Origin of the sequence: Marinobacter sp., assembly GCF_041984545.1 — a bacterium.
In the GTDB taxonomy this organism is placed as follows: Bacteria; Pseudomonadota; Gammaproteobacteria; order Pseudomonadales; family Oleiphilaceae; genus Marinobacter.
Genome location: NZ_JBHIXV010000001.1, coordinates 208,919 through 218,488, shown reverse-complemented (window position 1 = coordinate 218,488; position 9,570 = coordinate 208,919). Strand labels below are relative to the sequence as shown.

The following is a 9,570-nucleotide window of genomic DNA, read 5'->3' as shown; positions in this document are numbered from 1 at the left end:
TCTGCCGTTGTGCTACTCACCTCGTGAGGGGTGGGGATGGGCTGCCAGAACTCAGCAGAGGCCGTAGTAGGTGCGTTACCGCGTACTGAAGGGCTGAACCCACTATGAGTGGATAGTCGGATCTTATCTCTGATTAGAGCTTGCAGATGCCTCAAGCGAGGGCTCGCAACATACGTGGACGAGGCGGAACCTCGGACACAGTTGCAGCGCAATGCACTCTGACAGGCGGAAGATCAACGGAACGCAGCTCGCCCAGTATTGGGAAGTGGGAACCGCCGTGGTACGGAACCGTATGCCCGGTGGTGTGAGAGGACGGGGGAGGTAACTCCCCCTCCTACTCGATTAGGGGTAAAAACCGACGTTAGTCGCATAGGGAAAAGGCAGGCGCAGGCCTAAACTGGAACGATATCAGGAGGATGTTATGAGCCAGTTGTCCCTTTTCCAGAAACGTGTCCATGACGAGATACCCCTCTCCCGGGCCATGGGTATTCAGCTGCATTCCTGGGATGGCCATTCGCTGCTTCTGAGCGCGCCGCTGGAACCGAACAGCAACCACCAGGGAACGGGCTTCGGCGGAAGCGTGTACGCGGCGGCGGTTACCACCGCCTGGGGCGTAACCGAACTGGCGTTGTGGGACCTGGGACTCAGGGCAACGGTGGTGGTTCAGAACGGCACCATTGATTACCTGGAGCCGGTGACCTCCGACTTTTACGTGGTTTGCCGGTTGCCCGGGGAAGAGGTTCCGGAACGGTTCCGCAAGAGCCTGGCGAAGCACGGCAAGGGGCGCCTGGACCTGACCGCCGAGGTGTTCTGTGGTCAGCCCACGGCGGCACCCGAAGGCGATCCGGTGGCGGTGTTTCAGGGCCGCTTTGTAGTTCGGGACGTGAAATCCCGGGTTACTCTTTAAGGCCTTGCCAACTAGGGCCTGTCAAAGCTGCTAAAGCCGGAGACTCAGGCGATCGACCGGCTGTTCGAGATCGACCGGCTCATCAGGATGATGGGTACAATGCCCGCAAGCACGATGATCAGGGCCGGCAGGGCGCTGTGGAACAGGCGTTCGTCGGAGGCAAACTGGTATACGTAGGTGGCCAGGGTCTCGAAATTGAACGGCCGCAGAATCAGGGTGGCCGGCAACTCCTTCATGCAATCCACAAACACCACCAGCGCCGCAGTAACCAGAGTGCCGCGAAGCATGGGCAGGTGCACCCGCACCAGGGTCTTGCCGGGGGTGTGGCCCAGCGAGCGCGAGGCCATGTCCATGCTGGGGGTGATCTTCTGCAGGGCACTTTCCACGCTACCGGCAGACACCGCCAGGAACCGTACTGTGTAGGCAAACACCAGTGCAAAGGCGGTGCCGCTCAGCAGCAGCCCGGTACTGACGCCGAAAAACTCCCGCATCAGGCTGTCCAGCCAGTTATCGAATCCCGCCAGAGGTACGATCACACCCACTGCTAGCACGGCACCGGGCATGGCATAACCAAGGCTTGAGAGGCGCATCAGAACCTGCATGCCCCGCGTGTTGTGCAGGCGTCGACTGTAGGCCAGCGTGATGCCAATCAGCAGGGTGGTCAGAGCGGCAGCGCTTGAGAGAAACAGGCTGTTGAAGGTGTTGCGGACGAATTCAGGATTCCAGCTCTCGTCAAAATACTCCCAGGCATACAGGCCCAGGGTTGCACCGGGAATGACAAAGCCCAGCAGCACAGGAACCGCGCACACGGCCAGGCAGATCATCTGGCGACCGAACGACATCTTGAACCGGCGTATCGGCTCGCGGTTGTCGCGGGCGGCGTACTGTTGCTGGCGCCGGCGGGAGTAACGCTCCAGGGTCACCAGAATCACCACGAAAATGAGCATGGTGGTGGCAATCTGGGCTGCGCCGCCAAGATTGCCCAGGTTCATCCAGGTATCGAACAGGCCGGCGGTGAGGGTCTGGACGGCGAAGAAATCAACGGTGCCAAAGTCGTTCAGGGTTTCCATCAACACCAGCGACAGGCCAACCGCAATGGCCGGGCGGGCGATGGGCAGAACCACCCGGAAAAAGGTGCTGATGGCGGAGTGGCCGAGGCTTCGGCTGACGTCGAACAGCGAGGGCGACTGCTCAAGGAACGCGGCCCGGGCCAGCAGGTACACGTAAGGGTACACCACCAGGCCGATCATCAGCGTGGCGCCCTCAAGGCTCCGTATCTCAGGGAACCAGTAATCGGCGGCGCTGGTCCAGCCAAACCAGTCCCGGAGTGCTCCCTGCACGGGGCCGGCGTAGTCCAGAAGGCTGGTGTACACATAGGCAATCACATAGGCCGGCACGGCGAAGGGGAGCAGCATGGCCCACTCGAAGAACCTGCGGCCGGGAAATTCACACATGGTGACCGCCCAGGCCGAAGACAGGCCAACCACCAGGGTGATCACGGCTACCCCGATCATCAATTGCACGGTGGTGGTCAGGTATCTCGGTAGGGTGGTGTTGATCAGATGGGGCCAGATGTTCTCTTCCGGGAAGAAGGCCAGAAAAATAACAGAGAGCACGGGCAGGGCGACGATGGCGGTTGTAATGAAAGCGCTGATCAGCCATCGGGCAGAGGTGCGTTTGGCCAGCAGGGGTTGGGATACCCCGGGATGTGTGCTGGTTGCGGCCTCTGTCATGATGTTCCTGTCTTTAAAAACGTGCGGTTACCCGAGCGAGGGTGCAGATTGTAGACAGCTCGCGTGGTGCCTGCAACGACTGACAGCAGGACACACGCGGTTCGCATGGAAGGCGAGGGCGGCGAACCCGCCCCCACCAACCGTGGATCACTCGCCGTCGTAGTCGACGCGGTCAACCAGTTTCACCGCTGCATTGCGATGATCGGCAATTTCCTGCAGTGACAGGTTATCCGGGTTGATCTCGCCCCACTCGGTTACAAGGCCAGAGGGCTCTACCGCCGGGTTGGCGGGGTACTCGGTGTTGGCCTCCGCGTAAATGCGCTGGGCTTCCGGCGAGGACAGGAATTCCATCAGCTTGATGGCGTTTTCCCGGTTCGGGGCGCTGTTGGTCAGCGAGATACCGCTGATGTTCACGTGGGTGCCACGGCCATCGGCGTTCGGGAATACCAGGCGGACCTGTTCGGCGATCGGGCGCTGGCTCTCATCCTGCAGCATGTTGCCGTAGTAATAGCTGTTACCGATGGCGACATCGCAGACGCCCTCGGCAATGGCCTTGATCTGGTCACGATCGCCGCCCTGGGGTTTGCGCGCCAGGTTGTCCTTCAGACCCTCGAGCCATTGCTCGGTCTCTGCCTCGCCGTGGTGGGCGATCATTGAGGAGAACAGGGCAATGTTGTACGGGTGCTTGCCGCTACGGGTGCAGATGCGGCCTTCCCATTTGTCGTCCGCCAGTTGCTCGTAGGTGGTGATGGCGCCTTCTTCAACGCGCTCCTTGGAGACGAAAATCAGGCGTCCGCGGGTGGTCAGGGCAAACCATTTGCCTTCGGGGTGGCGCAGGTTTTCCGGAATGTTCTCTTCCAGCACGTCGTTATCCACCGGCTGAACCAGATCGCGCTCCACCAGCTCGTTCAGGCGGGAGATGTCCACGGTCATAACCACGTCTGCCGGGCTGTTGCGGCCTTCGCGCTCCAGGCGTTCCGCCAGACCCTGCTTGGCAAAGACCACATTGGCCTTGATTCCGGTTTCCTGCTCGAATGCATTGAGCAGGGGCTCAAGCAGGTATGCCTGACGGTAGGAGTAGACGTTCACCTCGCCGTCGGCGGAGGCTGTCAGGGGAAGGGCGCTCAGGGCCATTGCGGCGGTAACTGCCAGTTTCATTCGCATAGTTTTGTCCTTTTCAGGGCGTTGCGGTGTCTTTGGCCTGTATTGAATTGCACAGGCGTTTAAAAACAGCAACTATTCTCATTTGTGTTACAAGTGTAGTCAATAACTCCTCTGGGATATTTTCAGCAAAATGGTGCTATGCTTCGGAAGATCATAAAAACTATGCAAAAAGTAGTGGGATCCATTGATGTCCGGGACTGAGCGAAGAGAGCACATTCGCACTGCCATGAGTGCGAAAGTGAAAGTGGTCCACGGGGAGCTGGGCGAGTTCGTCTTCTCAACCCGTGACATTTCCGATGGCGGCGTGTTTGTTGTCGTCGATGCCGAGCCCTTTGCCCCGGAAATTGGCGACAGGGTGACGGTTCAGGTGCAGGGGCTGCCCGTGCCCGCGCCGACCTTGCAGATGGTCGTGGTGCGAAAAACCAATGACGGCTACGGGCTGCAATTTGATGAAAATGGTGACTGATAGGCGGATTGCGCTGGTTCTAAGTGGATAATGGCAAGCGTTTGTTACCGATGCCAGGGAATGCGCCCGTTCGATGACTGTGCCCAGACCAACCCATTTAAGCTCTGAAGAAACAACGGCCAGGCGACTGTCCTTCACCTTGCTGGCCAGGCCGCTGGCGGCATGCCTGCTGCTGTTGTCAGTGTCCGGATGTGCCAGTTACTACTCCCATTTCGCCATGTTTCCGGCTGCCAACTCCTCTGGCGAACCCAGGCAGGTTCGCCTCTCCTGGCAGACGGCCGAGTATCCGGACTGGTGGTTCCTTGGGAACCGGGCTACCTCGGTAAAGCTGGAGACCCAGTGCAGTGACAGAGTGTGGCGCCTGAGGGATGGGGATGACGACCAGGCCGGGCAGTGTGCTACCGGCATCCGGGCCTGTGGAGAGAAGGGGCAGGATCTGGTAGCAGCCACCGGTCAACCGGCAACGCCCGAGTTCCGATGCATGGCCATCAATCCCCAGGATCCCGCCGCTCGCATTGCCGGGGTAGGCGGTAAGCTGGAACTTCTGGTGTCCTGTGAGCCTTCGGTGGTCGCTGAGGGGCAGGGTGATGACGCCCGCAATCTGGATTACCTCAGGGCCTCAGCAGTGCCCTATACCGTCTATGTGCGCAAGGCTCCGCGAGGGTCCCTGATCGCAAAGCCGCCTCGTTTTGACGACTCCGTATGTGACGCAGAGTGACACTTTCTGACGTTCCAGTGTGACCGCCATCACATTGCTACACTTTGTTGCCTCCTGAATATTAGCGTTACCTTTTGTGGCCTTTGGGTTACTCCGCGATACGAATTTGTAATTGTGTCTTCTGGACGTTGGGTCAAAATGGTAGCCATCGAAACGTCTTTATTGTGAGGTGGTCCCGTGGGTGTCCAACAAAAGAAAGTGGCAGTGCATGATCTGGAAGTGGGCATGTTCGTGTCCGATCTGGACAGGCCGTGGCACCAGACGCCTTTCCCGATCCAGGGTTTTCACATCCGCTCCCAGGACGATATCCGTGCGCTCGTGTCCCACTGCAAGTGGGTGATGATCGACGTTGCCGAGATTCGTGAATCGCGGTCTGTGAAGGGCAACAGCAAACCAGTATTTGGTCGTGCGGCTGCCAGGCGCGGAGGGCGCGAGCAGCTGCAGTTGCCGCCCCTGAGTATTCGTGAGCCGGTGACCTACGAGACAGTCACCACGCTGAAGAAGGAAATAAAGACATCCAAACGTCTTCTGGATGACGTGGAAGACGCGTTGGGACAACTGTTCAACACCCTGCGATCCGAAGGCGTACCCGATTTGCGGCCGATTGCGACAATCACCAGCAAGATGGTGAGCAGCGTCATCCGGCAACCAGACGCCCTGCTGTGGCTGAGTCGTACCCGGGCCCATGACAGCTATCTATACCGGCATGCTCTCAACACCGCCGTGTGGGCGCTGGTGTGCGGGCGTCACCTTGGCCTTAACGAAGGGCTCCTGAACCATCTGGGCCTTGGCTGCCTTCTGTCCCAGGTGGGAAAAACCAGCCTGCCGGCAGACATGCTCGCCCGGGAAGGACAGTTGAGCGCTGAGGAGTACACAACCTATAGGGGTTACATCAACCGGGGTGTTGCCATGCTGCAGGACAGCGGGCTCTCACGTGCCGTGCTGAGCGTGGTTCAGTGCCATCGGGAGCGTCATAACGGATCGGGGTTCCCTGAGGGTATCCGGGGTGACCGGATTCCTTTGCTGGCCAAGGTGGCCGGTATTTCAGAGTTCTTCGAGTCGCTGATTGCCCCCCGCAAGCATTCCGAGCCGCTCACCCCTGCCAAGGCGGTGACCCTGCTGTATGAGATGCGCAATATTGAGTTTCAGGAAGACCTGGTGGAGAAATTTATCCAGGCGATTGGCATCTACCCGACGGGCAGTCTGGTCGAGCTGACGGACGGCCAGCGCGGTATCGTGGTTTCACACTCTCCGGAACGCCGGCTCTGGCCTCGGGTGATGGTGATGACAGACACCGAGGCACGGCCCCTGAAAACCGCGAAGATTATCGATCTGGCGCGCTACAATGAGGAACGCGATGCAGCCGAAGCGGTCCAGATCCGTGAATGTCTGCCCCATGGCACCGAAGGAATGGACCCGGCCATGTACGACGTCACCGGCGTTGAATCGCGCTGGGGCCTTGGCCGACTGATTAACGGATAAGTACCCGCAGCTGTTTGCGGACCCACCGATAGGTGTCCTCCGGGCGGAAGCTCAGCAGGAGTTCTGATTCTCCGCCCGCAGGACCCGCCACAAAGTACTCCACCTCGCCGCTTTGCCAGTCTGTCGCATGTATCTGAACATCCTGGGGGCGGGTGCTGATGGCCTCCAGCTCGGCAAGGGCCAGCTCACCACCGATCTTCCGGATGGCCACGGACTTAATGGCGGTATCACTCGCCGGAACACTCGCCACCTCCTCATCCAGGTAATAACGATTTGCCACTGCCGTAGTGATCGCTTTCAGTTCCCGGGAGAGGTAGGTTTTCACGGTTTCGTTGTCTATTTCCGTTACTGTGCGCACGGACTCCAGGATCCGGGTCCGGAGAGCAGCGAGATCCTCGCTGTAGACCACATCCGGATCGATGGTGTTTTCATCCAGCGGCCGTGACGGCGCGTTGTCAATTTCTTCGAGGGTAGGCGGGGGCTGACAGAGCGGGTCGTCTTCCGGGTAAAAGCAGATCTCGGCCAGCAGCTGATTGGCCGGGGACACGTTCGATCCCTCGGCGGTAAACTCCGCTTCACTGACGTTGAAGTCTATGGGCGAACTCAGGCCCGGCAGGGCCGCGTTGAGCTGCCTGATCACCCGCTCGCGGATTTCGATACCCTCGCCCTCGCCGATGTTCTCGGTCCAGTTCAGGGCGATCAGCAACCGGGAGAGGTTATTCAGCGGGACGTTCTGCAACAACTGCTGCTCCCGCAGCGTGTGGGTGCTCAACCCTTCGCTGTCGACCAGGGGTGCCTGCAGCGCTGTGCGCACGTCCGGAAAAAATTCGAGGAAGGTGACGTATTGGCCGGCGGGTACTCCCTGCGCCAACGACAGATCGCCTACGCGGAATTCAACGGTTTCGCCGGGGTAGTAGCGGAACTCGCCGCGGTCTGTGGTGGTGCCGGACTGGCTCGCCGTCTGGTAGCCCAGGCCACTGACGCCATTGAAATTCAGCCGGCCGGCGAGGGTGTCATCGCCCGCGGAGCCGCCGCTGTCGTCAAAACAGCCAGACAATAACAGGGTGCCTATCAGGGTGAAGGCCAGTTGGAAGCGGTGAACGGATCTCATGGTGTGTCGTACATTCCTTCGTTTCAGCACGCCTGCACCGGGTTGCGGCGTCTTTTGTAAGTTGTTGTAACCGCATTATAGGGACGGGTATTGCCTCATATCGGGATTCCTGTCGCAGTTTCCATGATTGATTCGCGGGCGGGCCGAGCCCGAAGCCCCGGCTCCAGCCCCTTGAAATTGCGGGGACAGTCACAATTAATAGCATTCTAAATTCCGGCAGAGCGCCAGGCCGACTGGCCCCTGCCCACCGCAGGATCGGAATCGTCTATGACCAATGCACTGGAAATTGAGGGTCTGACCAAGGCCTATGGCGATGGCTTCCAGGCCCTGAAAGGGATTGATCTGAACGTCGCCGAGGGCGACTTTTTTGCGCTGCTTGGCCCCAACGGCGCGGGTAAATCCACCACCCTGGGTATCGTCTGTTCGCTGGTGAACAAAACCGGGGGCAAGGTTCGGGTGTTCGGCAAGGACATTGATACCCATCTTTCCGACGCCAAGCTGAACCTCGGTGTGGTGCCGCAGGAGTTCAACTTCAACCAGTTCGAGAAGGTGTTCGATATTGTGACCACCCAGGCGGGCTACTACGGTATTCCGCTCAAGCAGGCATCGGTCTCGGCGGAGAAATACCTGAAGAAGCTGGGCCTGTGGGAGAAGCGAGACACCCCGGCGCGAATGTTGTCCGGTGGCATGAAGCGCCGCCTGATGATTGCCCGCGCCCTGGTGCACGAACCCAGGCTGCTGATCCTTGACGAACCCACTGCCGGTGTTGATATCGAGTTGCGCCGGTCGATGTGGACCTTCCTGGAGGAGATCAACCGCCAGGGCACCACCATTATCCTGACCACGCACTACCTTGAGGAGGCGGAAGCGCTTTGCCGCAATATCGCCATCATCGACCACGGTCGTATCCTCAAGCACACCAGCAAACGGGCGCTGCTGCAGCAGCTTAGCCTGGAGACCTTTGTGCTCGATACCGAGGAGCCGCTGGATTCCGCTCCGGAATTGTCCGGATTTGCCACCCGCCTGGACGACGAGGGCGCGCTGGAAGTAGACGTGGAGAAAGGGCAGGGATTAAACCAAGTGTTCGTGCAGCTCGAGCAACTTGGCATCAAGGTTGTGAGCATGCGCACCAAGGCCAACCGGCTGGAGGAGCTCTTTATCCGCATGGTGGAGGAGAACGCGGCAGAGAGTCGCAAGGCCATGGAGGGCGCCGCATGAGCCCCCAGGCCATACTGACTGCCTTCAGCACGATCGTGGTTCGCGAAATTCGCCGGTTTACCCGCATCTGGGCCCAGACCCTGTTGCCGCCGGCGGTGACCATGACACTCTACTTCATTATCTTCGGTAACCTGATCGGTTCGCGCATCGGTGAGATGGGCGGATTCGACTACATGGCGTTTATTGTGCCCGGGCTGATCATGATGGCGGTGATCACCAATTCCTACTCGAACGTGGTGTCTTCGTTCTTTTCGATGAAGTTCCAGCGCAGTATCGAGGAATTGTTGGTGTCGCCAGTGCCCAACTGGGTGATCCTGGCGGGCTATGTGACTGGCGGCATGGCGCGCGGGCTCGGCATAGGCCTGATCGTGACCCTGCTGTCCCTGGCATTCACGCGGTTATCCATTCACAGCGTTCCAATGATGGTGTTGACGGTGTTCCTCACCTCGGCGTTGTTTTCTCTTGGCGGTTTCATCAACGCGATGCTGGCCACCAAGTTTGATGATATCTCAATCGTGCCGACCTTTGTGCTTACGCCGCTGACCTACCTAGGTGGCGTGTTCTACAGCATCGATATGCTGCCGGCGTTCTGGCAGGGTGTTTCCATGGCGAACCCGATCCTGTACATGGTCAACGGGTTCCGTTACGGCATCCTTGGTGTCTCGGACGTCAATCCCTTCGTATCTCTTGGTATGATTCTGGTGTTCATTGCCATCCTGGCCTTCATTTCCATGAAAATGCTGGCGCGTGGCAAGGGTATCCGCCACTGAC

Annotated in this window: 9 protein-coding genes; 6 read left to right on the top strand and 3 right to left on the bottom strand. The window is 59.2% G+C overall.

Features of this window, described 5'->3' with window-relative positions; translation table 11 throughout:
- Positions 1 to 421: 421 nt before the first annotated feature.
- Positions 422 to 907, top strand: coding sequence for a thioesterase domain-containing protein (locus tag ACFC20_RS01050; RefSeq protein ID WP_375191392.1), 486 nt, complete (start codon positions 422 to 424; stop codon positions 905 to 907).
- Positions 908 to 951: 44 nt separating this feature from the next.
- Here the strand turns inward: ACFC20_RS01050 and ACFC20_RS01045 are convergent, their stop codons facing one another.
- Positions 952 to 2,640, bottom strand: coding sequence for an ABC transporter permease (locus ACFC20_RS01045; protein WP_375191391.1), 1,689 nt, complete (start codon positions 2,638 to 2,640; stop codon positions 952 to 954).
- A gap of 147 nt (positions 2,641 to 2,787) precedes the next feature.
- The gene (locus ACFC20_RS01040) at positions 2,788 to 3,804 is read right to left on the bottom strand and encodes a Fe(3+) ABC transporter substrate-binding protein (protein WP_375191390.1); all 1,017 of its coding nucleotides are present in this window, start codon (positions 3,802 to 3,804) and stop codon (positions 2,788 to 2,790) included.
- A gap of 187 nt (positions 3,805 to 3,991) precedes the next feature.
- On the opposite strand from ACFC20_RS01040, the gene ACFC20_RS01035 reads away from it, so the two are divergent.
- The 3 genes from ACFC20_RS01035 (at position 3,992) to ACFC20_RS01025 (ending at position 6,470) form a co-directional block, all read left to right on the top strand.
- Entirely contained in the window at positions 3,992 to 4,270 is a 279-nt protein-coding gene (locus ACFC20_RS01035; RefSeq protein ID WP_375191389.1) for a PilZ domain-containing protein, read from the top strand.
- Positions 4,271 to 4,409: 139 nt separating this feature from the next.
- Positions 4,410 to 4,988: a hypothetical protein gene (locus ACFC20_RS01030; RefSeq protein WP_375191388.1), complete on the top strand. Its 579-nt coding sequence runs from the start codon at positions 4,410 to 4,412 to the stop codon at positions 4,986 to 4,988.
- A gap of 177 nt (positions 4,989 to 5,165) precedes the next feature.
- Positions 5,166 to 6,470, top strand: a complete 1,305-nt coding sequence (locus ACFC20_RS01025) for an HD-GYP domain-containing protein (protein WP_375191387.1) — start codon at positions 5,166 to 5,168, stop codon at positions 6,468 to 6,470.
- On the opposite strand, the gene ACFC20_RS01020 is transcribed toward ACFC20_RS01025, so the two are convergent.
- Entirely contained in the window at positions 6,460 to 7,581 is a 1,122-nt protein-coding gene (locus ACFC20_RS01020; RefSeq protein ID WP_375191386.1) for an organic solvent ABC transporter permease, read from the bottom strand. The genes ACFC20_RS01025 and ACFC20_RS01020 overlap by 11 nt on opposite strands.
- A gap of 267 nt (positions 7,582 to 7,848) precedes the next feature.
- Here ACFC20_RS01020 and ACFC20_RS01015 point away from each other — a divergent pair, with 267 nt between their 5' ends.
- Both ACFC20_RS01015 and ACFC20_RS01010 read left to right on the top strand, forming a co-directional pair.
- The gene (locus ACFC20_RS01015; protein WP_375191385.1) at positions 7,849 to 8,799 is read left to right on the top strand and encodes an ABC transporter ATP-binding protein; all 951 of its coding nucleotides are present in this window, start codon (positions 7,849 to 7,851) and stop codon (positions 8,797 to 8,799) included.
- Complete coding sequence (locus tag ACFC20_RS01010) at positions 8,796 to 9,569, top strand: ABC transporter permease (RefSeq protein ID WP_375191384.1); 774 nt, start codon at positions 8,796 to 8,798, stop codon at positions 9,567 to 9,569. Before ACFC20_RS01015 ends, ACFC20_RS01010 begins: the two co-directional genes overlap by 4 nt.
- Position 9,570: the final 1 nt, after the last annotated feature.